We start from the raw sequence: 21,779 nt of genomic DNA, 5'->3' as shown, positions 1-21,779 counted from the left end.
GAAAATTGTGGAACCGTTGCGGCGAGAAATAACCGCGTGGGGCGAAGGCATGGTGACGGACGAGGCGCGGGCGAAACTTGCCGCAATTCCGATGCTGGCCGGCTATACCGGGCCGCTGGATCGGCTCGGCGGCCTCACCAACCTGGTCTTCAAGGCCGGTGAGTTCTGCCTGCGCATTCCCGGCAAGGGCACGGAAGAGTACATCAACCGCGCCAATGAGGCGGTGGCGGCGTGCGAGGCAGCCAAGGCAGGCGTAGCCCCCGAGGTGCTGCATGTCGACCCCGGCACCGGGATGATGGTGACGCGATTCATCGCCGGCGCCGAGACAATGTCGCCGGAGAAATTCAAGGCCCGGCCGGGCAGTCCGGCGCGTGCCGGCGAGGCCTTCCGCAAGTTGCATGCTTCGGGCGCCGTATTCCCGTTCCGCTTCGAACTGTTTGCGATGATCGACGATTATCTCAAGGTGCTGTCGACCAAGAATGTCGCGCTGCCCGCCGGCTATCACGACGTGGTGCGCGAGGCCGAGACCGTGCGATCGGCGCTTGCCGCGCATCCGCTCCCCGTCGTCGCCTGCCACTGCGATCCCCTGTGCGAGAACTTTCTCGATACCGGAGAGCGGATGTGGATCGTCGACTGGGAATATTCCGGGATGAACGACCCGCTCTGGGATCTCGGCGACCTCAGCGTGGAAGGCAAATTCGATGCCGCGCAGGACGAGGAGATGATGCGCGCCTATTTCGGCGGCGAGGCGACGCCGGCGGAGCGCGGCCGCGTCGTCATCTATAAGGCGATGTGCGACCTATTGTGGACGCTGTGGGGCCTGATCCAGCTCGCCAACGACAACCCGGTCGACGACTTCCGCGCCTATGCCGACGGGCGGTTTGCCCGCTGCAAGGCGTTGATGGAGACGCCGGAGTTTTCACGGCACCTGGCGGCCGTGCGTAGGGGCTAGTTCACACCCTTCGGCACGTTTTCCGGCGGCACCGTCGTCTCGACCACTTTCTGGCGGTGGAAGATGAACAGGCCGGCGAGCACCACGATGCCGGAGCCGATCAGGATGCGCGGGCCGGGAACGTCGCCGAAGAACGCCAGCCCGAAGACTACCGCCCATAACAGCAGCGTGTAATGCAGCGGCGCCAGCGTCGAGGCCGGCGCCAGCTTGAGCGCCCTGGTGATCATCAGATGCGCACCGCAAGAGACGATGCCGAGCAGCAGCATGGCGCCGAAATCGAGCGCCGACGGTGTCTGCCATGCGCCGATGGTCATGACGCCGCCGACCACCAGCGTGCCGATGGTCTGCCACGTCACCAGATTGGTGTCGCTGGTGCCGCGCAGCCGGCGGTTGAGGATGATGGCAAAGGCAAAGGCGATGCTGCCGACGAGCGCGAAGCCCGACGACAGCGAAAACGCCGCCGAAGACGGTTTCAGCATGATCAGCACGCCGCAGAAGCCGAGCAGGATCNCCCAGCGGCGCCAGCCGACCTTTTCGCCCAGCAGGAAGTGCGATAGTGCCGCTACGTAGATCGGCCCGGCCATGTAGAAGCTCATGACATCGGCGAGCGGCAGATAGACGACGGCAGCGTAGAACAACGCGGTGTCCAGCGTCGTCGCCACCACGCGCAGGATCTGCAGCCCCGGCCGCTCCATCTGGAACAGTCTGCCGGCGCCCTGGTTGGCGATCATCGGACCAAGCACGAAGAAGGCGCCGATCGACCGGATCAGCACCACCTGGCCAACGGAGAAGCTGGTGACCAGCCACTTGCCCATCGCGTCGTTCAGCGCAAACAGGAAATCGCCGGCCAGCATCAGCAGAATGCCGGCCAGAAGAACGTTCCTGATCGTGGAATTTTGCGCCACGGGTTGCGTCATGCCGATCCCGATTCCTCCCTTTCGTAACTGCGTCCTAGACGGAAGCGGCCACTTTGACGAGGAGAATCCGGGAAAGGGCGAGACCAGAACCGGGAATCGACTGAGCCTACCCGGCCTGATGCCTGCGGTTGACCGTTGCCGGCCGGCCGGGGATGGACAGCCTGGTGTCCTGCCTTGTCCTTTCCGCCACCACCTTGCCCCTGGCGACGACGCAAATGCGCTCGGCGCGCAGGCGCAGGGCCTCGATCGGGTTGCCGGCATCGAGGATGACAAGGCTGGCGCGCTTGCCGACCGCCAGGCCGAGATGATCGAGCCCCATGATCGCGGCATTGACGCTGGTGACCATGTCGAAGCAGCGCGCCATGTCGGCCGGGCTGGACATCTGGGCCACATGCAGCCCCATGAAGGCGACGTCGAGCATGTCGGCGGTGCCCAGCGAATACCAGGGATCGAGCACGCAATCCTGGCCCCAGCCGACGCGGATGCCCAGCGCCTGCATCTCCTTGACCCGGGTTAGGCCGCGGCGTTTCGGGAAGGTGTCGTGGCGGCCCTGCAGCATGATGTTGATCAGCGGGTTCGGAATGGCCGACACACCGGCCTCGGCAATCAGCGGCAGGAGCTTCGAGACATAGTAATTGTCCATCGAATGCATCGAGGTGAGGTGCGAGCCGGCCACCTTGCCCTGCAGGCCCAGCCGCTGCGTCTCATAGGCCAGTTGCTCGATATGGCGCGACAGCGGGTCGTCGGTCTCGTCGCAATGTAGGTCGACCATCAGGCCGCGTCTTGCCGCGATCTCGCAGAGTTCGGTCACCGAGCGCGTACCATCGGCCATGGTGCGTTCGAAATGCGGGATGCCGCCGACCACGTCGACGCCCATGTCCAGCGCGCGGATGGTGTTTTGGCGTGCCGTCGGCGAGCGATAGAAGCCGTCCTGCGGAAAAGCCACCAATTGCAGGTCTATGTAAGGGGCGATGGTCTTCTTGACGTCGAGCAGGGCCTCGACCGCCAGCAGCCGGTCGTCGCAGACATCGACATGGGTGCGAATGGCGAGCAGGCCCATCGACACCGCCCAGTCGCAATAGGCGAGCGCCCGGTCGCGCACCGCCTCATGTGTCAGCAGCGGCTTCAGTTCGCCCCAGAGCGAAATGCCTTCGAGCAGCGTACCCGACGCGTTGATGCGCGGGATGCCGTAGGAGAGCGTGGCGTCCATGTGGAAATGCGGGTCGACGAAGGGCGGCGACACCAGATTGCCATATGCATCGATTGCCACACCGGCGGTGACATTCAGTTCGGGCTCGATTGCCGCGATTGTCTCACCGATAATGCCGATATCGGCGATGGTGCCGTCAGGCAGCGTTCCGCCGCGCACGATAAGGTCGAAATCCATCGTTCGTCATCCCCTGAAGAATCACTCTGGCATGGTGGCGCAAAAGGCACCATGCCACAGCCGTTTCTTGCCGACCGTTGCGGACAGTTCCCTCCGGCGGCAACTCCCTCTATAAGCCGCCTTCGTCCTCCCGGCATCAAGGATCAGCCGTTGTTTCGTTTCTTCCGTTCGACGGAAAACCAGCGCCTCGTCGCAAGGCTGCTCAAGGAATCCTTCCGGCAGCACAGGGTCGGCTACGGCGCCGCCATCCTGTCGATGCTGGTGGTGGCCGGCATGACGGCTGCCAGCGCCTGGATCCTGCGCGAAATCACCAATGAATTCGTGATCGACAAACGGGTCGACCGCGTCAACATGATTGCCTTGGCGGTCGCCGGAATCTTCGTCGTCAAGGGCCTCGCCAATTTCGTGCAGGCCTATTTCATGAGCCGGGTCGGCAACGCCATCATCGCCGAGCGGCAGCGCAAGATCTACGACCGCATCCTGGCGCAAGGCATCGAATTCTACCATTCGACCTCTTCGTCCGACCTGATCACCCGCATGACCAACAATGCCCAGGCGGCGCGCAACGTGCTCGACCTGATCGTCACCTCCTATGTGCGCGATCTGGTGACCTTGGCTGCCCTGATTGGGGTCATGGTATGGCAGCAGCCGGCGCTGTCGCTGATCTGCTTCGTCGTCGGCCCAGTCGCCATCTATGGCGTCAACCGCATCCTGAAGCGTGTGCGCAAGTTCGCTGCCATGGAGTTCCGCTCGGTCGGCCAGATCGTGCAGGTGATGCAGGAAACCGCGATCGGCGTGCGCGTGGTCAAGTCCTTCAACCTCGAAGGGTTGATGCGCAAGCGCATGTACAAGGCGGTTTCGGACGTTGAGGACAGGGCCAACAACATCGCCGCGCTGGAAGCGGTGACCAGCCCAGTGATGGAGACGCTGGCCGGGCTGGCGATCGCCGGTGCGGTCATGGTGAGCGGCATGCTGGTTCTGCAGGGCGGCCAGATGCCCGGCAACATCATGGCCTTCATCGCGGCGCTGCTGCTGGCTTATGAACCGGCAAAGCGGCTCGCGCGCGTGCGCATCTCGCTCGAAAGCGGCATTGTCGGCGTGCGCATGATGTTCCAACTCGCCGACGAACCGCTGACGCTGGCCGAAAAACCGGATGCGAGACCGCTTCTGGCAGGACCGGGCGAGATCCGCTTCGACGCCGTCAGCTTCGCCTATCAAAATGGCCCGCCGGTCCTGGATCGGTTCGACCTGACCCTGACGCCCGGCAAGATGACGGCGCTGGTCGGGCCTTCCGGCAGCGGCAAATCGACGATCCTGAACCTGATCATGCGCATGTACGATCCGCAGGGCGGCAAGGTGATGTTCGACGGCCAGGACATCTCCCACGCGACGCTCGCCTCGCTGCGGGAAAAGATCGCCTATGTCAGCCAGGATACGTTCCTGTTTGCCGGCACGATCATGCACAACATCCGGCTCGGGCGGCAGGATGCGACCGACGAAGAGGTGGTCGCCGCCGCCAGGGCGGCCAACGCGCATGACTTCATCATGGCGCAGGCGAAAGGCTATGAGACCGACGTCGGCGAGAATGGCGGCCTTTTGTCCGGCGGCCAGCGCCAGCGCATCTCGATCGCGCGCGCCATGCTGCGCAACGCCGAAATCCTGCTCCTGGACGAGGCGACCAGCGCGCTCGACGCCGAGTCAGAAGCCCTGTTCCGCGACGCGCTGCAGCAACTGACCGAAGGCCGCACGACGATCGTCATCGCCCACCGCCTGTCGACGGTTCACCAGGCCGACACGATCGTGGTGCTGGAAGGGGGCAAGGTGGTAGAGAGCGGCCCACACCGGACCTTGCTCAAGCAGGGCGGGCTGTATCAGAAGCTTTATGAGTATCAGCTGATGCCGTGAGGCGCTTCTTCCTTCTCGCCTTGCGGGAGAAGGTGGCCTCGCGTAGCGAGGTCGGATGAGGGGTGCTCCAGCTTGGCGCCGCTGGCACTCCGTCACCCCACCCCTCAACCGTCTCGGCGCTGCGCGCCGATCCACCTTCTCCCACAAGGGGAGAAGGGAAGAACCGCGCTATTCCGGTACGTGCCGCACCGCGCCCTTGTCGGCGCTGGTGGCGAAGGCGGCGTAGGCGCGGAGCGCCGTCGTCACCTTGCGCTTGCGCTTTTCCGCGGGCTTCCAGGCCAGGGCGCCTTTTGCCTTCATTGCAGCACGCCGGGCATCGAGCTCTTCATCGCTGACCGCCAGGCGGATGGTGCGGTTGGGGATGTCAATCTCGATCGTGTCACCCTCCTGCACCAGCCCAATCGTGCCGCCCTCCGCCGCTTCCGGCGAAGCATGGCCGATCGACAGGCCCGATGTGCCGCCGGAGAAGCGGCCGTCGGTGACCAGCGCGCAGGCCTTGCCGAGGCCTTTCGACTTCAGATAGCTGGTCGGGTAGAGCATTTCCTGCATGCCGGGGCCACCGCGCGGGCCTTCATAGCGGATGACGACGACATCGCCGGCCTTGATCTCGTTGGACAGGATCGCCTTGACCGAGGCATCCTGGCTTTCGAACACGCGGGCGGGCCCGGTGAATTTCAGGATCGATTCATCGACGCCGGCGGTCTTCACGATGCAGCCGTCGAGTGCCAGATTGCCCTTCAGCACGGCAAGGCCGCCGTCCTTCGAGAACGGCGTCTCGGCCGATCGGATGACGCCTTTCTCGCGATCGAGATCAAGGTCGTCCCAGCGGCGATCCTGGCTGAAGGCGACCTGCGTCGGCACGCCGCCGGGTGCGGCGAGGAAGAAATCGCGGACGTTCTGGCTGGTCGTGCGCGAGATATCCCAATGGTCGAGCGCCTCGCCAAGGCTTGATGTGTGCACCGTCGGCAGGTCGCGGTTGATCAGGCCGGCATTGTCGAGCTGGCCGAGGATCGCCATGATGCCGCCGGCGCGGTGGACGTCTTCCATGTGGACGTCGGACTTGGCCGGCGCCACCTTGCAGAGCACCGGAACCCGCCGCGACAGCCGGTCGATGTCCTCCATCGTAAAGTCGACCTCGCCCTCATGCGCCGCAGCCAATATATGCAGCACCGTGTTGGTCGAGCCGCCCATGGCGATGTCGAGCGTCATGGCGTTCTCGAAGGCGCCCTTGGAGGCAATGCTGCGCGGCAGTGCGGTCTCGTCGTCCTGTTCGTAATAGCGCTGGGCCAGATCGACGATGAGATGGCCGGCCTCGACGAACAACCGCTTGCGGTCGGCATGCGTCGCCAGCGTCGAACCGTTGCCGGGCAGCGACAGGCCGAGCGCCTCGGTCAGGCAGTTCATCGAATTGGCGGTGAACATGCCCGAGCAGGAGCCGCAGGTCGGGCAGGCCGAGCGCTCGATGACCTTGACGTCCTCATCGGAGATCTTGTCGTCTGCGGCCGCGACCATGGCATCGACCAGGTCAAGCGCCTGCGTTTTGCCGGCGAGTACCACCTTGCCCGCCTCCATCGGCCCGCCGGACACGAAGACGGTCGGGATGTTGAGGCGCAACGAGGCCATCAACATGCCGGGGGTGATCTTGTCGCAATTGGAGATACAGACCATGGCGTCGGCGCAGTGCGCATTGACCATGTATTCGACGGAATCGGCGATCAGCTCGCGCGATGGCAGCGAATAGAGCATGCCGTCATGGCCCATGGCGATACCGTCATCGACGGCGATGGTATTGAATTCCTTGGCGACGCCGCCGGCCTTCTCGATTTCACGCGCGACCAGCTGGCCAAGGTCCTTCAAATGGACATGGCCCGGCACGAACTGGGTGAAGGAGTTGACCACGGCGATGATCGGCTTGCCGAAATCACTGTCCTTCATGCCAGTGGCGCGCCAGAGGCCCCGGGCGCCGGCCATGTTGCGGCCATGGGTGGTGGTGCGGGAGCGATAGGCAGGCATGTTTTTTCCTTGGTGGCTGGCCGCAGCCGAGGAAGGGCGCGGCGGCGCTGAATTCGGATCGCAGGCGTTATAGACGCGCAAGTCCGGTCTGGCCACAATTTTGCTATGCGCCAGATTCCGCGAAAAGCCGGATATCGCAAAAAATTTCAGGCCGCTGTCGGATCGCTCAGCGCATGGCCGTCCTTGGGCAGACGGCAGGAATGGCACCATTCTCGGAGTCAGCCGTTTCCCTGTAACAGCAAAAGAGCAAACCGAGGAGCACGACATGCAAAAGATCACCACCTGCCTGTGGTTCGACGGCCAGGCCGAGGAGGCGATGAATTTCTATGTCTCCATTTTCAAGAATTCGAAGGTGCTGAGCGTGATGCGTTGGCCCGAAGGCCACGCCGATGAAGGCAAGGTGCTGGTGACCACGTTCGAACTCGACGGCGTGCCGTTTCAGGCGCTCAATGGCGGGCCGCAATTCAAGTTCAACGAGGCGATGTCACAGTCGATCGACTGCAAGACGCAGGAAGAGGTGGATTATTTCTGGGAGAAGCTCACCGAAGGCGGCGAGCCCGGCCCTTGCAGCTGGCTGAAAGACAAGTTCGGCGTTTCCTGGCAGGTCGTGCCGGAGCAGCTGCCGAGGCTGCTTCAGGATCCAGACCGGGCCAAGGCCGGCCGGGTGATGTCGGCGATGATGAAGATGGGCAAGATCGATATCGCCACGATCGAAGCGGCGGCAAGAGGCTGAGTGAAGCCCTCAACGCCGCGCTGCCCCTCATCCGCCCATCGGGCACCTTCTCCCCGTGAACGGGGAGAAGGCAAGCTGGCGCTTACGCCGCCTTGTCGCGGACCTGGTAGTCCTTGATGGTGGCGAAGCGGATCGCTTTCCAGCGTTCGGCTTCGTAGTTCAGCGAGAAGGCGTGCTGGGCCAAAAACACCGGGTCGTTGTCGAGGTCGCGGGCGATGTCGCCGCGATGCGCTTCGATGAAGCGGAGCGTCTCGGCCTTGTCGTCGGCCGAGATCCAGCGACACACTGAGAAGCGCGACATTTCGAATTCGACCGGCAGCGTGTACTCGAAGTTCAGCCGCTCCTTCAGCACGTCGAGCTGCAGCGCGCCGACGACGCCGACGATGGCCGGCGAGCCGTCCTCGGGCGAGAACAGCTGCACGACGCCCTCCTCGGCCATCTGGTGCAGCGCTTCCTTGAGCTTCTTGGCCTTCATCGCATCGCCGAGACGCACACGACGCAGGATTTCGGGTGCGAAGTTCGGCACGCCGCGAAACAGGATTTCCTCGCCCTCGGTCAGCGTGTCGCCGATGCGCAGCGTGCCGTGGTTGGGAATGCCGACGACATCGCCGGCGAACGCTTCGTCGGCGGTGACGCGCGTGCGGGCAAAGAAGAACTGCGGCGCCGACAGCGACATCGGTTTGCCGGTGCGCACCAGCTTGGCCTTCATGCCGCGCTCGAGCTTGCCCGAGCAGACGCGCACGAAAGCGATGCGGTCACGGTGGTTGGGGTCCATGTTGGCCTGGATCTTGAAGACGAAGGAGGTCATCTTCTCCTCGGTCGCCTCGATCGTGCGGGTGTCTGCCTCCTGCGCGCGCGGTGGCGGGCCAAAGGCGCCGAGCGCCTCGATCAGGTCGCGAACGCCATAATTTCGCAGCGCCGAGCCGAAATAGACCGGCGTCAGATGGCCCTCGCGAAAGGCTTCTATATCAAGGGGTCGGCACGCTTCTCGCGCCAGTTCCAGTTCCTCGATGAAGGCCTCGCGCTCGTTCTCCGGCAGCAGGCCGGCGACACGGTTGGAATCGGGACCATTGACGGGCGTGCGTTCCTTCTCGTCGTCGCCCCTGCGCACCGCGTTCAGCGCCAAATGGTAAGTGCCGGAAAACGTTTTGCCGCGGCCGATCGGCCAGGTGATGGGCGCGGTATCCAGCGCCAGCTTCTGCTCGATCTCGTCGAGGATTTCGAACGGGTCGCGGCTCTCACGGTCCATCTTGTTGACGAAGGTGATGATCGGGATGTCGCGCAGCCGGCAGACCTCGAACAGCTTCAGCGTGCGCGGCTCGATGCCCTTGGCGGCGTCGATGACCATGACGGCCGAGTCGACCGCCGACAGCGTGCGATAGGTGTCGTCGGCGAAATCCTCGTGGCCGGGCGTGTCGAGCAGGTTGAAGACATTGTCCTCATACTCGAAGGTCATCACCGAGGTGACGACCGAAATGCCGCGCTCGCGCTCGATCTTCATCCAGTCGGACCGGGTCTGGATGCGGTCCTTCTTGGCCTTGACCTCGCCGGCAAGCTGGATGGCGCCGCCGAACAGCAGCAGCTTTTCGGTGAGCGTCGTCTTGCCGGCGTCCGGATGCGCGATGATCGCGAAGGTGCGGCGGCGCGATACCGCCTGTTCGATGTCTTCAGCCAATTTCTGGAATCCTGTCTGTGGCGCGGGCTTCTAGCAGCGCATTTCGGGCCTGTCGAACAGATTTGGCCGGATTGGGCTGCCGGCACTTGAGATAGGTTCGACGCGATGGCATCAGAAGACCCTGTTCGACGGAGGTTCCGCATGGGCGCAGCCAAGCAAGTGATAGTCATCGGCGCCGGTATCATCGGTGCTTCCATTGCCTGGCACCTGACCAGGGCCGGGGCGCGGGTGACGGTCATCGCCGCCGACAGTGCCGCGGGTGGGGTCGCCACGCCGAACTCCTTTGCCTGGATCAATGCCACATGGGGCAATCCGGAGCCCTATTTCCGGCTGCGCACCCGCGCCATGGCCGAATGGTCGCGGCTGGCGCGGGACCTGCCCGGCCTGCCACTCAGTTGGTGCGGCGGCCTGTGCTGGGATCTGTCGGCGACCGACATGGAAACCTATACCGCGCAGCATTCGACCTGGGGCTATGGCATCGAGCGCGTCGACCGCGCCGGCGCGGCCCGTATAGAGCCTAATCTCATCGAACTTCCGGACGTCGCTTTGCATGTCGCCGAAGAGGGCGTTGTCGAGCCGGTCGCGGCAACGAAGGCGCTGTTGGCCGATGCCGAACGACGCGGCGCGCGGATCATCTCCAGCACGGTGACGGCGCTTGTCCAGACAGGCGGCAGGATTTCGGGCGTCGACACATCGCATGGGCTGCTTGCCACCGACGAGGTGGTGATCGCGGCCGGCGTCGGCTCGGCGGATATTGCCGCCACCGCCGGCATAAATCTGCCGCTCGAGACGCCACCCGGCCTGATCGTCCACTCGCGGCCCCACGAGAAGCTGCTGAACGGACTGGTGCTGGCCGAGCGGCTGCATATGCGCCAGACGGCCGAGGGCCGTATCATCGCCGGTTCCGATTTCAGCGGCGCCGACCCCGGCATGGATGCGCAGGTCACCGCCAGCGAACTGTTCGCGGTCCTGAAAGCCAGCCTGCGCGGCGGAGACGGGCTGACGCTCGATTTCCACACGGTCGGCTACCGGCCGACGCCGATCGACGGTTTTCCGATCATCGGCCGCGCCGAGGGCATGGACGGCGTCTATGTCAGCGTCATGCATTCCGGCATCACGCTGGCGCCGGCCGTCGGCCTGTTTGCCGCTCGTGAAATCCTTGATGGCGAGCGCGATTCGCTGCTGGCGCCTTACGGATTGGCTCGCTTCGCTCAATAGCCTGGCGGGCGGCTGAAGCCACCGGTCAACGGCGTCATTGCCCGGGCGATGGCGAGCAGACGAGCTTCAGACCAGTTTGTTCCTGCCGGGCCATCGACCGGGCCGTGACCTTCGCTATGGCTCCCGAAGCGATACCCAGTTGCGGATCATCGATCGCCGCGTCGACAAGCAACTGGCCTACTGGAAATTGAAATACAGCGCCGGCGGGTATTGCTGCCCTTCGGTGGCCGTCGCGGTTGCCCCCGCGGCCGACCTGATTCCGCCTGTCGACGTGTCGTCAAGGGGCGGCCGGGTCACCTGGGCCGTGGCGGCATTGTCTTGCGTCACCACAACTTTCTTCTTGGCCTCCGCCACTTGCGACAAGACAAGCAGCACGAGCAGTGCGGACAGAACGAGTTTCATGACAGTTTTCCTCTCTGGCTACAAAGCGCGCGCATTTCCTGGATAGGCTCATGCGGCGCGCCCAAGTTCCTCTTCATGAGTCATCAACTCCACCTCGCCGCTGTGCCCGGCTTGGCCGCCTCACTGCCTGAATCCGGACTCGTCGAGCAGGGCGACCTGCTTGCCGTCGATATAGAAGCGAATCGCGTGCGCCTCGTTATCGACGTCGATGCGGGTCGGCTTGGCGGCCACCACAGCCGTTGCGCCCTTGAGATATCTCGAGTGAGAGTCGCCGGCCGGCGCGTATCGAAACAGCAGCACCAGTGCGATGCAGCCTGCGGTAAATACGATGAATGTCAGTCTGGAAGAGGCGTTTGCGGTCATCCGGTCATTCCTTCAATTCGAGGTGGCATTACGGTTCGGTTGCTACCGGGCTTCTCAGCCTGGTTTCGCCGTTGCTCGATGGGAGCGTGTCACAGCTTTTCGAAAGAAAGGGGAATGACCTCCCCGGCGCACGTTCAGAACGTTCGCTGACAGTATGCCCCTTGCCCTTCGCGAGCTTAGCGCCGGCCCACAAGCCGGGAAGGCGGCACGCGCGGAATGCCGTGGAATTCTCTGGAATTCCTCGTATATTAGCAAATCGAAAAGTAAGGATGGGGGGTTTGCCGCAGCGTGTTATGGCGGAAACCAAACCGCAAAGGCAGCCGCGTGGCACAGCACATTGCTCAGAAATTACGGCTGACTTCGGCGTTGTTGGGGACGGTAACCCGCAAGGATCTGGCGGCGGCTTTCCGGTCCGTCAATCCGAAGACCTCATTCGATCTCGGCCGTGCCGACAAATGGCTGCAGGGCCGCGCCCAGCCGCGCGAGCATAGTGTGTATGAAGACTGGGTGAAGCTGCTGGGCTTGGAACAGTCAGGCGCATGGATCGCCGACTGCGACCTGCCAAACTTCACAGCCGCGATCGCCGCCCGGCACAACATCGATATCGTAGATCTCGAACGCCGCGCCGGATCTCAGTTCGAGACCTCGTCCAACCATGAAGAGCGCAGCCTCGCCTTGGCGCTTGCCGGTACCTATGCATGCTATTCGCGTGCCTGGTCTCCTTACTATCGCGGCCAATTCATCAGGGGCATCCTGTCGATGGAGCCGGGGCCTGGCTCACATGGCCTGACCGCCAGCTATCGCGAAATCTTGCCGACAGGCCAGTTGGTGCTTGGCGGCCCGGTCACGCCGGCCAAGCGTGCCCTTTACATGCATCTGAGGGAAGTCGGCGGGGATGCGCAGTTCTTCGTCAGCCTGTTCCCGCGGTCGCAGCCGGGGAGTGTTCTTGGCGGCTATATGTGTGGAACGGCAATTATCGGGCCGGAGGCACAGCCGTCGCTGACAAGGATCCTCATGGTGCGTCTGCGCGATCAGGCGCGGGGCGCCACCCCGTGGGGCGGATACCTGCTGCCAGATGAGTCGATTTCGGCAGATCTGGCATCGGTCGGCATGTCCATCGAGCATCCCGAGCAGGTCGACCGGCAGCTCACGCGGTTCCTCGTTGGAGGTAGCGATGGCGGCGTCCACCAGATCCCGCCAGCCGATTTCCGCGCCATCCTCGATGTCTTCGACCGCCACTGGCTGAAGCACTCGAGCGCGCGGCAAAGCCCCTGAAGTGCCAAACGCCGGATGTCGCGCGGCGCTGACTGATTTGTAACCTAAAGGGCCAGAGCAAGCCTTGCAGATGCGGGCGCAAACGGTCGAATGGCGATGCCATCTCGGGTCATGGTGACGAAGCTCGACGGCGGGATCGCCTGCCAATCGCCGCCCTCGCGATCGAACGGTTCGGAGACGATGCAGCGGCCGCCGCCTTTTCGCAGGGCGGAGGTGTAGAGCGTCGGCGCGTGAGCGTCGGTGGCATAGCGCACCGCATGCAGCGCCTGCCCGTCCGAGAAGGCGGCGGTGAGCTTCAGCGCCGGTTCGAGGCCGGCGCGGCGCGAAGCGTCGAGCACGCGGCTGGTGGCGCGCGACACCGCGCCTTGCGGGTCACCGGCCAATCCCTCGTCGATCATCAGCAGGAAAAACAGTTCGGAATCGGTGGTGCCTTCGCGCTGGTCGAAGACGGCGTCGCAGAGCGTGTTCTCCAGCGCGCGGCGGATCTTTTCGAAGCCACCTATCTGGCCATTGTGCATGAACGACCAACGGCCCGAGATGAACGGATGGCAGTTCATGCGGCTGGTGGCGCCGCCGGTCGAGGCCCGCACATGGGCAAGGAACAGGCCGGATTTGATCTGCCGGCACAGGCTCTTCAGATTGGGATCGGACCAGGCCGGCAGGATGTCGCGGTAGAGGCCGGGCTCCGGCCGGTCGCCATACCAGGCAAGGCCGAAACCATCGCCATTGGTCGGCGATTTCGCTTCCTGGGCGCAATGGCTCTGGGCAATCAGCGAGTGGCAGGGCGCGGTGAGGATGTCTTCGAGAAAGACCGCTTCACCGAGATAGGCCGCCCATCGGCACATCGCTTCTCTCCTAGGCGCGATCCGGAAGAGCCGCCGGCTCCTTGGTCGCGTGCGTGCCTCTGTTGTGCGTCCGCTCGTAAAGCTCACGAACGATTCGGCTGGCGGTAGTCTCAAACAGAAATGGCAAGAAAGCATGAACGAGCGCGGCACCGGCCGCCGTCAGCAGCCGCGAGGAGAACCACGCCGCAAAGGCCATATGGCTGAAATAGGTTTCGCCGACCTTGGCCGGATGAGAGGTGAAAATCCTTGCGACCGACATGCTGGTTCCCCTTCAGCGCTTCAGGTTCCGATATGAGTATCCTGACACGCTTCGCAGGTTCACTGGTCTCAAAATGTCCTTGTGTTTTGCCATTTTGTGGGACACACATCCCACATGGCGTTGAATATCGATGAAATCGACCGGAAATTGCTGACCGAATTGCAACGCGACGGCACGCTGTCGGTCGACCAGTTGTCGGAACGTGTGGCCCTGTCGCGCAATGCCTGCTGGCGGCGCGTCAAGCGGCTGGAGGAGGATGGCGTCATCACCGGCCGGGTGGCGCTGGTCGATGCCGAGAAGCTCGGACTTGGCCTTTCGGTGTTCATTCTGGTCCGCACGTCCAATCACGATCCCGACTGGCTGCAGAAGTTCCGCGCGGCGGTGACCGGTCTTTCCGAGATCACCGGCGTCTACCGCATGTCCGGCGACCTCGACTATGTCCTGCGCGCCCGCGTCGCCGACGTGAAGGCCTACGACCGGCTCTACCAGCGGCTGATCGCCAAGGTGGCGCTGTCCGATGTCTCCGCCTCTTTCGTGATGGAGGAGATCAAGGAGACGACGGTGGTTCCGATGGAAGTGCGCTAAGGTATGTTGATATTCAGGTGATGCCGGCCTGCAAACGACGGGTTTCTCCGCTTCCGGTGCTCACGGACCGAATGTCCGCTCCGCTCCGGTTCTCGAAATCCGCCGTTTTCGACTCGGCCTGACCTGAATCTCAACACACCTCAGGCCATACTGATGCCTGAAAGAAAGCCGTTGATAGGCTTGCGGGCGAATTGACCGAATCGGCATTCGCGCCGATAGGATCGATTTTATGCGCGCAGCCCTCCAAAACTCCTCCGTCATCGGTCCGACTGTCGGCGTCGTCAGGCTGCCGCATGCTGAAGGACTACCGCTTCCCGCTTACGAAAGCGCCGGCGCCGCCGGCATCGACCTGCGCGCGGCGGTGCCTGACGACCGGCCGCTGCTGATCCTGCCGGGAAAGCGCGCTCTCGTGCCGACCGGGCTGATCCTCGAAATCCCCGAAGGCATGGAAGGCCAGGTGCGGCCGCGCTCCGGCCTTGCCTTCAAGCATGGCCTCACCGTCCTCAATTCACCGGGCACGGTCGACAGCGACTATCGCGGCGAGGTGAAGGTGCTGCTGATCAATCTCGGCGACGAGGATTTCGCCGTGACGCGCGGCATGCGCATTGCCCAGCTGGTTTTCGCCGCGGTGACGCAGGTGGGCGTCGAAGAGCGCTCGCTGGCCGGCGGCACCGCGCGTGGCTCGGGCGGGTTCGGATCGACCGGCACCGCCTGATGCAAATTCCAAAGCTGGTCATCTTCGACTGCGACGGGATCCTGGTCGACACGGAGAATCTCGCCAACCGACGCCTCGCGGAATGGCTGAGCGCGGCGGGCTATCCGACCAGCTTCGAATATTGCCGCAAGAACTTCTCCGGCCGCAGCATGGTGTCGGTGCAGAAGGAGATCGAGGTGCAAACCGATGTCCGGCTCGGCGCCGACTTCGTCGATCGCTGGAACGCCGGCCTGCCGGACCTGTTCGCCCACGGCGTCGAGGCAATCCCCTATGTCCGCGAGTTCATCGAGGCGGTTCGCGCGGCCGGCATCGCCTATTGCGTCGCCACGTCGGCCCGGATCTCGAAGATGCACATCACGCTTGGCCAGACCGGGCTGTTGCCGCTGTTCGAACATGCGATGTTCAGCGCCACCATGGTCTCGCGCGGCAAACCGTTCCCGGACCTGTTCCTGCATGCGGCCAAGACGATGGGCTTTCCGCCCGCCGACTGCATCGTCATCGAGGACAGCGTCGCCGGCACGCAGGCCGGCATCGCCGCCGGCATGCGGGTGTTTTCCTATCATGGCGACCCCTATTCCGACCGCGATGGCCTGATCCACGCCGGCGGCATCCTGTTCGACGACATGCGCGAACTGGCGGGACTGGTGCCGATCCACTGATCCGCCGGGCTTGATGGACGGGCTGGACGCCGTAGGGCGCTGTGCTACGGTCCGTGCGCCCGACAGCCCGAGGCGTCCATGCCAACGAATCTCTTTCGCTTCATCCTCGCCTTGGTGCTGCTGCCGTTCTTGTGGACCGTAGCCGGCGCGCAGGCCGTCAGCTTTCCGGATCTCGGCAGCGCGCTGCCCGGCCGCACCGATGTGACCTATCTGGATCTGGCAAAAATGGTCATTCCGGGCCTCGTCGCTGATAAGGACGGCTTCTACAAGGGCGGGTCGCCCATCGACATGCGCCACATCGAGGGACCGGATGATGGCGGGTCGCCACCCGAGACCTCCAGCTTTTCCAATGTCGCGGTGCTGGCCATCAAGGCCGGCGGCAAGGACCGGCTGGCGATGCTGTTCGACCTTGGCGATTCTCCCGACAGCGCCGAGGGCTACGCGGTGCTGGCGCTGTACGACATCACGGCCAAACCGAAATTGCTCGACGCGGCCAATGTCGCGGTCGACCGCAGCACCTATTTCCGCGAGCCGAACAAGCTTTCGATCGGCGACGGCGACGACGCGCTCATAACCATGAGCGCGCATTTCAATTCGAACCAGAACTATGTGGCCACGCCGCTGATCATGGTTGCCAAGGACAGGTTCGAACTGATCGACATGATCTATACGTTCGATGAGAAGCTGTGCGCCTACAGCCGCAAGCAGGACATCGGGTTCCAGACCATCGCGGACGGACAGCCTTATGCCGCCATCAAGGCGACAGTCACCGACGCCACCGAGCCAAGCGGTGAAAGCTGTGACGAGGCCGCGCCCAAGGCTGCGGCGCACGAGATTTCCGTAACCTACCATTGGGACAAGACGCACTACGTCAAGGATTCCGACGCGTTCGAAAAATTGGCAGCAGAGAACGAGAAACGCTTCTGATCCAGGCGCATTCATTTGCCCGGGCAAGGCGGGCAAGCTAAAATCCGCGCCATCGCACTGCACATATGGGGGAATTGCCATGGACAAGGGTAAGATCTTTCGTGACCTGCATGCCTCGACCTTCGTCATGCCCAATCCCTGGGATGTCGGCACGACGAAGCTGCTTGGCTCGTTCGGCTTCAAGGCGCTGGCGACGACCAGCGCCGGCTTTGCCTTTTCGCGCGGCCTGCCGGATGGCGCCGTGACCTTCGACCAGATGATCCATCATTGCCGCGACGTGACGGCGGCGACCAGCCTGCCGGTTTCGGCCGATCTCGAAAAAGGCAAGGGCGACAGCGCCGAGCAGGCCGCCGAAACGATCTTCGCGGCGGAAGCGGCGGGCCTTTCCGGCTGCTCGATCGAGGACCACACAGGTGACCCCGACAAGCCGATCTATGATTTTGCCCACGCGGTCGAGCGCGTCGCGGCGGCGGTGGAGGCGGCGCGGGCGCTGAAGCGCGATTTCGTCTTCACGGCGCGGGCCGAGAACTTCTTGTGGGGCAAGTCCGATCTCGACGACACCATCAAGCGGCTGCAGGCCTTCGAGAAGGCCGGCGCCGACGTGCTCTATGCGCCGGGCATCGACGACGTCGAGATGGTGCGCACCATCTGTTCGGCGGTGAGCAAGCCGGTCAATGTCATGGCGCGGCCAGGCTTCACCATCGCCGATCTCGCCATGGCCGGCGTCAAGCGCATTTCGCTCGGGCCGTGGCTGACCAATTTCGCCTACGGCATGCTGGAAACGGCGGCACGCGAGATCCAGCAGGACGGCACGTTCGGCTTCACCCGCGCCGCCATGCCGTTCGGCAAGTTGCAGGCGCTGTTTCGCGAGTCCTCATGAACAGGGAAGTCCTCATGAATAGGCCGGGCGGCGGATTCCCGCGCCGCCGAGCCGAGTTTAGCCCCGCGAGGGGTGAGCCGCCCGCGCCGAAATCGCCTTGTGCAGGTGCACCATCATGGCGGCGGCGAAAAGCGGCGTCACCAGGTTGAGCAGCGGCACGGCGAGGAACGCCGCGATGACCAGCCCGGCGAGGAACACCGTTCCGGCATGGTGCCTGCGCCAGGCCCTGGCTTCCTCCTCCGGACGGAAGCGCATGGCGGCGAATTCGAAGAATTCCCGCCCGAGCAGGTAGCCGTTGACGACGAAGAAGGCGGCGATGTTGATGCCCGGCACCAGGAGAAGCAACAGGGCGACGATGTTGCCGAGGATGACGACGCCGAAGAACTTTATCGCCAGCACCAGCGAGCGCAGCGCCGGCATGGCGCGGCCGGGTGGATCGCCGGGATAATCGGTGCGCTCGACCACTTCGGCGACATCGTCGAGGAACAGGCCGGCGATCACGGCCGTCACCGGCGCGACGAGCAATGCCATGCCGAAGGCGAGCGCAATTGCCGCAATGATGCCGCCCAGCCAGCCGGCCCAGGACGGTATGCCCGGCAACAGCGTCTGCAGCCATGGCAGGGCCAGCCATTCGACAAGGCTGGTCAGGCCGAACCACAGGGCGACCAGCGCCAGCAGGGTCAAGCCCAGCGTCTTGAGAAAGACGGCCCGAAAAGGCGGTGAGAGCAGCTCAAGGGCCGCGGTGCGGGCAGCGTCGAAAATCACCGTGCTTCAACCCCTCGATGAGCAGACACCGCCGAATGGACGGACGCTCCCGAGATAGGCAGCCCAAGCCATGAGCACAAGCGCGCAGCTATCTTGCAAGCGCCGGCTTGCGAACCGGGATGGTCATGGCCGCGACGCCGGCAACGACACAAGCCATGCCGAGCCACGCAGTCGGCCCCAGGGTTTCGCCGAGGAAGACAGCGCCGATGCCGACGCCGATCGGCACGCGCAGATAGGCCTGCGACGTCGTGCCGACCGAGCCCAGCGTGTGGATGAGGCGGAAATAGATGACGAAGGCGAGCGCCGTCGAGAACACCGACAGGCCGAGCAGCGCCAGGATCGACGCCAGAGATGGCGTGAGCGTCCAGGGCTGGTCCACCACCAGGCTGAGCGGCACCAGCATCACCGCACCGCAGAGCATCGAACCGGCCGCCGGCAGCATCGGATCGAGGCCCTTGAAGCCACGGCCGAAAATCGCGGCGCCAGCATAGCAGATCGTCGCCACGACGATGGCGAGCTGCGCCCACAGTTCATGACCGAGACCGCCCAGCGCTTCGGTACCGATGATGAGGCAGATGCCGGCAATGCCGGCGCCGACGCCGACCAGTTTGCGCAGCGTGACCGGTTCATGGCGGGTGATCAGCGCGGTGAGCAGGAAGGTGAAGATCGGCGAGGTCGCGTTCAGGATGGTAGCGAGGCCGGCATCCACCGAACGCTCGGCGGCGGCGATCAGCGTGAACGGGACGACGCTGTTGAGGCATGCCTGGAAGGCGAAGCGGCGCCAGCTCGCCGCATCGCTGGGCATGGCAAGCCCACGCCAATGGATGATGGCCAGAAGAATAGCGCCGGCAATTAAAGTGCGGGCGGCAATGAAGGTGATCGGCGGGATCGTCTCGACGCCGATCTTGATGAAGGTGTAGGAGGCGCCCCACAATACAGCAAGCACGCCGAGCAGCGCCAGGTCGGTCGTTGTATCGTTTCGTGTCGGCATCCGCTGGCTCGCCTTCGGGCTGTGATCGAACAGGCCAGAGTTGTAGGCAAGGTCGCGACAAAATGCTTCGGCCACGGTCGAATTGTCGTAGCGCCTCAAGTGGGTGCGCTGGGATGATCCGCCAAAGTTGAGTGCCGCGCTCTAGGCAAAGCCGTTTCGAATCGCTAGACCCGCGCCCGGCCTGCATGGCAAGAAGCTGGCTCTGGTTTTTGGCGGAGATATTGATGCCGGATTATGACGTGCTTTGCATCGGCAATGCCATTGTCGACATCATCGCCCAGTGCGAGGAGGAATTCCTCGAAACCAACGGCATCATCAAGGGCGCGATGAACCTCATCGATACCCACCGCGCCGAACTGCTCTACAGCCGCATGGGCCCGGCGATCGAAGCCTCCGGCGGCAGCGCCGGCAACACGGCGGCCGGCGTCGCTTCCTTCGGCGGCCGTGCCGCGTTCTTCGGCAAGGTTTCCAACGATGCGCTGGGCGAAATCTACGTGCACGACATCCATGCCCAGGGCGTCGCCTTCGACACCAAACCGCTCAAGGGCGAGCCGCCGACGGCCCGCTCGATGATCTTCGTCACCCCCGACGGCGAGCGCTCGATGAACACCTATCTCGGTGCCTGCGTCGAGCTCGGGCCGGAGGACGTGGAGGCCGACAAGGCGTCTGGCGCCAAGGTCACCTATTTCGAGGGCTATCTGTGGGATCCGCCGCGCGCCAAGGAAGCGATCCGGCAGACAGCCAGGCTGGCGCACGCGGCAGGCCGCGAAGTGTCAATGACGCTGTCGGATTCGTTCTGCGTCGACCGCTACCGCGACGAATTCCTCGAGTTGATGCGCTCGGGCACCGTCGATATCGTCTTTGCCAACAGCCACGAGATCAAGTCGCTCTACCAGACATCGTCGTTCGACGAGGCGCTGGCGCAGATCCGCAAGGACNATCGTCTTTGCCAACAGCCACGAGATCAAGTCGCTCTACCAGACATCGTCGTTCGACGAGGCGCTGGCGCAGATCCGCAAGGATTGCCGGATCGCCGCCGTGACGCGGTCCGAGAAAGGCTCCGTCATCGTGCGCGGCGACGAGACCGTGGTCATCAAGGCCACCGCCATCAAGGAGCTGGTCGACACGACCGGCGCCGGCGACCTCTACGCCGCCGGCTTCCTGCATGGCTACACGCAAGGCCGCGACCTCAAGACCTGCGGTGACCTTGGCTCACTGGCGGCCGGCCTGGTGATCCAGCAGATCGGCCCAAGGCCAAGGCAGAATTTGCGCCGCGAGGCCGAGCAGGCGGGGTTGTTGTAGGGGGCGCTTTTTTCCTTCTCCCCCTGTGGGAGAAGGAAAAAGCGCCCCGCTGCTCACCGTCGCGTCACTGTCACGTATCGCTCCTACACGACATCGCGAGCCTCCCGCGACTGATATTTCGGGGCGCCCGCAATCAGATGGGATGTTCAAAAATGCAAGGCAGCAAGCTGTCGGGCGGCGCGGGTCGTTGCCGCCGCGATCTTCGTTTTCAGCACTAGAAATTCAGCAACCGGCCGCGGCTAAGGGAGGAGCGCGGCCCGGAAGACAGATGCATGAACAGATTTCAGACAACCGGTCTCGGACAGGACGACTTCGCGGAGATGGTCGCGGAGGATGTCGAACGCGCGCTTGCCCATTATGACGAGGCCATAAACCAATCCACCGTGGTCTCCGTCGGCAAGATTGCCGGCAGCATAGCATCCGCCGTCACCTCGCTGTCGCCGAGACACCAGCGCGCCATCGATACCATCCATGCCGACCTTCCCGGCCTTGCCCAGAAATTCGTGCGCGCACTCGCGGCGGAAGCCGCGCGCCGCAGCGAAGCCGGCACCGCAGGCCTGCCGGTGCCGTTGTCGGCCGGCGAACCACCTCCCCCGCAATCCGACGACCTCGAATCGATGCTGATCGAGGACTGGGCCGGTCGCGTCGCCGGCTCGACCTATCTGGAAGAGAACCTGCGCATCGCTCGTTCGACCCTGCACCGCTGGCAACGACGCGGCGACGTCATCGCCTTGCGCAAGGGCGGCCGCAAGCACGTCTTCCCGCTGGCGCAGTTCGTCGACGGCAGGCCGGTCGCGGGCATCAGCGACGTGCTCAAGCTGATCGGCAATCCGCGGCTCGCCTGGCTGTGGCTGACACGCCCGGCGGCGCAGCTCGACGGCCGCATACCGATCGATCTGCTGCGAGCGGATCAGATTGAAGAGGTGGTCGAGGCGGCGCGGGTGTTCGCCCCCGGCTGAGCTGCGCTCGAAGAGCGTTCACAGGCTCGCAATCGGCTCTTGCTTGCTGCCC

The 21,779-nt window shown here is 64.0% G+C and carries 21 protein-coding genes and 1 pseudogene; 12 read left to right on the top strand and 10 right to left on the bottom strand.

Going from position 1 to position 21,779, the window contains the following annotated elements:
* Window positions 1-49: 49 nt before the first annotated feature.
* Window positions 50-952, top strand: coding sequence for a phosphotransferase family protein (locus X743_RS152450; RefSeq protein ID WP_023766344.1), 903 nt, complete (start codon window positions 50-52; stop codon window positions 950-952).
* Here X743_RS152450 and X743_RS152455 read toward each other — a convergent pair.
* Both X743_RS152455 and X743_RS152460 read right to left on the bottom strand, forming a co-directional pair.
* On the bottom strand, window positions 949-1,869 hold the full coding sequence (locus X743_RS152455) for a DMT family transporter (protein ID WP_023766343.1): 921 nt from the start codon (window positions 1,867-1,869) through the stop codon (window positions 949-951). The genes X743_RS152450 and X743_RS152455 overlap by 4 nt on opposite strands.
* 106 nt (window positions 1,870-1,975) lie before the next feature.
* Window positions 1,976-3,256, bottom strand: a complete 1,281-nt coding sequence (locus X743_RS152460; RefSeq protein ID WP_023766342.1) for an amidohydrolase family protein — start codon at window positions 3,254-3,256, stop codon at window positions 1,976-1,978.
* Between the two features lie 150 nt (window positions 3,257-3,406).
* Between X743_RS152460 and X743_RS152465 the strand changes: the two genes are divergently transcribed.
* Window positions 3,407-5,161, top strand: coding sequence for an ABC transporter ATP-binding protein (locus tag X743_RS152465; RefSeq protein ID WP_023766341.1), 1,755 nt, complete (start codon window positions 3,407-3,409; stop codon window positions 5,159-5,161).
* Between the two features lie 168 nt (window positions 5,162-5,329).
* Here X743_RS152465 and ilvD read toward each other — a convergent pair whose 3' ends face one another.
* Window positions 5,330-7,174, bottom strand: coding sequence for a dihydroxy-acid dehydratase (gene ilvD / locus X743_RS152470; protein ID WP_023766340.1), 1,845 nt, complete (start codon window positions 7,172-7,174; stop codon window positions 5,330-5,332).
* 265 nt (window positions 7,175-7,439) lie between these two features.
* On the opposite strand from ilvD, the gene X743_RS152475 reads away from it, so the two are divergent.
* Window positions 7,440-7,907 (top strand): VOC family protein, encoded by a 468-nt coding sequence (locus X743_RS152475; RefSeq protein WP_023766339.1) that lies wholly within the window; start codon window positions 7,440-7,442, stop codon window positions 7,905-7,907.
* Between the two features lie 82 nt (window positions 7,908-7,989).
* On the opposite strand, the gene X743_RS152480 is transcribed toward X743_RS152475, so the two are convergent.
* A complete protein-coding gene (locus tag X743_RS152480) occupies window positions 7,990-9,582 on the bottom strand; it encodes a peptide chain release factor 3 (RefSeq protein WP_023766338.1) in 1,593 nt (530 codons plus the stop codon).
* 141 nt (window positions 9,583-9,723) lie between these two features.
* On the opposite strand from X743_RS152480, the gene X743_RS152485 reads away from it, so the two are divergent.
* Entirely contained in the window at window positions 9,724-10,800 is a 1,077-nt protein-coding gene (locus tag X743_RS152485; RefSeq protein WP_023766337.1) for an FAD-binding oxidoreductase, read from the top strand.
* A gap of 177 nt (window positions 10,801-10,977) precedes the next feature.
* Here the strand turns inward: X743_RS152485 and X743_RS152490 are convergent, their stop codons facing one another.
* Window positions 10,978-11,202, bottom strand: coding sequence for a hypothetical protein (locus X743_RS152490; RefSeq protein ID WP_023766336.1), 225 nt, complete (start codon window positions 11,200-11,202; stop codon window positions 10,978-10,980).
* A 120-nt stretch (window positions 11,203-11,322) separates the two neighbouring features.
* Window positions 11,323-11,565 (bottom strand): hypothetical protein, encoded by a 243-nt coding sequence (locus tag X743_RS152495; RefSeq protein WP_013891414.1) that lies wholly within the window; start codon window positions 11,563-11,565, stop codon window positions 11,323-11,325.
* A 324-nt stretch (window positions 11,566-11,889) separates the two neighbouring features.
* On the opposite strand from X743_RS152495, the gene X743_RS152500 reads away from it, so the two are divergent.
* The gene (locus X743_RS152500) at window positions 11,890-12,840 is read left to right on the top strand and encodes a hypothetical protein (protein ID WP_032923124.1); all 951 of its coding nucleotides are present in this window, start codon (window positions 11,890-11,892) and stop codon (window positions 12,838-12,840) included.
* 44 nt (window positions 12,841-12,884) lie between these two features.
* Here X743_RS152500 and X743_RS152505 read toward each other — a convergent pair whose 3' ends face one another.
* Together X743_RS152505 and X743_RS152510 are read right to left on the bottom strand one after the other, a co-directional pair.
* A complete protein-coding gene (locus X743_RS152505) occupies window positions 12,885-13,685 on the bottom strand; it encodes a class II glutamine amidotransferase (RefSeq protein WP_023766334.1) in 801 nt (266 codons plus the stop codon).
* Window positions 13,686-13,695: 10 nt separating this feature from the next.
* Window positions 13,696-13,944 (bottom strand): DUF6356 family protein, encoded by a 249-nt coding sequence (locus X743_RS152510; RefSeq protein WP_023766333.1) that lies wholly within the window; start codon window positions 13,942-13,944, stop codon window positions 13,696-13,698.
* 114 nt (window positions 13,945-14,058) lie between these two features.
* Between X743_RS152510 and X743_RS152515 the strand changes: the two genes are divergently transcribed.
* The 5 genes from X743_RS152515 to X743_RS152535 all read left to right on the top strand — a co-directional run bounded on the left by X743_RS152515 (window position 14,059) and on the right by X743_RS152535 (window position 17,710).
* The gene (locus tag X743_RS152515) at window positions 14,059-14,529 is read left to right on the top strand and encodes an Lrp/AsnC family transcriptional regulator (RefSeq protein WP_013891418.1); all 471 of its coding nucleotides are present in this window, start codon (window positions 14,059-14,061) and stop codon (window positions 14,527-14,529) included.
* 229 nt (window positions 14,530-14,758) lie between these two features.
* Entirely contained in the window at window positions 14,759-15,244 is a 486-nt protein-coding gene (gene dut, locus X743_RS152520; protein WP_023766332.1) for a dUTP diphosphatase, read from the top strand.
* Complete coding sequence (locus X743_RS152525) at window positions 15,244-15,903, top strand: HAD family phosphatase (RefSeq protein WP_023766331.1); 660 nt, start codon at window positions 15,244-15,246, stop codon at window positions 15,901-15,903. The genes dut and X743_RS152525 overlap by 1 nt, the downstream gene beginning before the upstream one ends.
* A 78-nt stretch (window positions 15,904-15,981) precedes the next feature.
* The gene (locus X743_RS152530) at window positions 15,982-16,830 is read left to right on the top strand and encodes a hypothetical protein (RefSeq protein WP_023766330.1); all 849 of its coding nucleotides are present in this window, start codon (window positions 15,982-15,984) and stop codon (window positions 16,828-16,830) included.
* Window positions 16,831-16,909: 79 nt separating this feature from the next.
* A complete protein-coding gene (locus tag X743_RS152535) occupies window positions 16,910-17,710 on the top strand; it encodes an oxaloacetate decarboxylase (protein ID WP_023766329.1) in 801 nt (266 codons plus the stop codon).
* 57 nt (window positions 17,711-17,767) lie between these two features.
* Here the strand turns inward: X743_RS152535 and X743_RS152540 are convergent, their stop codons facing one another.
* Both X743_RS152540 and X743_RS152545 read right to left on the bottom strand, forming a co-directional pair.
* Entirely contained in the window at window positions 17,768-18,475 is a 708-nt protein-coding gene (locus X743_RS152540) for a sulfate transporter family protein (protein WP_023766328.1), read from the bottom strand.
* A gap of 88 nt (window positions 18,476-18,563) precedes the next feature.
* On the bottom strand, window positions 18,564-19,466 hold the full coding sequence (locus X743_RS152545; RefSeq protein ID WP_023766327.1) for an EamA family transporter: 903 nt from the start codon (window positions 19,464-19,466) through the stop codon (window positions 18,564-18,566).
* A gap of 224 nt (window positions 19,467-19,690) precedes the next feature.
* Between X743_RS152545 and X743_RS01000000169005 the strand changes: the two are divergent.
* Together X743_RS01000000169005 and X743_RS152550 are read left to right on the top strand one after the other, a co-directional pair.
* Window positions 19,691-20,768, top strand: a pseudogene (locus X743_RS01000000169005) (adenosine kinase).
* Window positions 20,769-21,040: 272 nt separating this feature from the next.
* Window positions 21,041-21,727 (top strand): antitoxin Xre/MbcA/ParS toxin-binding domain-containing protein, encoded by a 687-nt coding sequence (locus X743_RS152550; protein ID WP_023766326.1) that lies wholly within the window; start codon window positions 21,041-21,043, stop codon window positions 21,725-21,727.
* The last annotated feature ends 52 nt before the right edge of the window (window positions 21,728-21,779 follow it).

It is taken from the genome of Mesorhizobium sp. LNHC232B00 (genome assembly GCF_000502435.1).
In the GTDB taxonomy this organism is placed as follows: domain Bacteria; phylum Pseudomonadota; class Alphaproteobacteria; order Rhizobiales; family Rhizobiaceae; genus Mesorhizobium; species Mesorhizobium opportunistum.
The sequence above is the reverse complement of the archived record's forward strand: the minus strand, read 5'-3'. Positions and strand labels throughout refer to the sequence as shown.